Genomic DNA, 570 nt, shown 5'->3' on the forward strand with positions numbered 1-570 from the left:
CACATGGAAATCGGTGATCTCGATGATGCCCTTGCCCTCGGCCAGCAGGTGGAAGGAGAAGGCCTTGCGTGCTTCCTCGTTGTCGAAGCCGAAGGTCACCTCCAGCGGCTGGTTGCGCTTCACCAGGGGGAACTCCGGGATTTCGATGGGCACCGGCTTTTCGAAGGAGCGGGTCTTGAGGGTCACCTTGGCACCCTTGGCGTCCATCTGGACCGCGCGGATCTTCAGGCTCACCGTGGTCCGGGAATTGGCCGGGAACTCCAGGTACTGCGCGCCGATCAGGTTGTCGGTGTACTCGTTGTCGACCTGGGGCTTGAGGCGGATGCGCTCCTTGGTCGCGAACTGGTATTCGCGGGACGACTGGGCGTTGACCACCGACTGGTCGAGGATGTCCGCGCGGGCGGTTATCAGGCGTGCGTCGCGGCCACTGAAGCGGCCTTCGAACTTGGCGCTGTCGGCGATGAAGCCGTCACTCTTGTAGCGCCGGCAGACCTGCTGGAAGTCGCATTCGGTGAAGGTGCCCTTGCCGTCGTGGTAGCGCTGCATGCCATTGGGGAAGGAGACCATCTC

1 protein-coding gene is annotated in these 570 nt (G+C 63.0%); it reads right to left on the reverse strand.

Features of this window, described 5'->3' with window-relative positions; all coding sequences use genetic code 11:
• A partial coding sequence (locus CW267_RS29885) for a hypothetical protein (protein WP_206054994.1) occupies window positions 1–570 on the reverse strand: 570 nt, incomplete at both ends.

The sequence above is a fragment of the Klebsiella sp. X1-16S-Nf21 genome (assembly GCF_002837615.1).
GTDB classification, from domain to species: Bacteria; Pseudomonadota; Gammaproteobacteria; order Enterobacterales; family Enterobacteriaceae; genus Klebsiella; species Klebsiella variicola.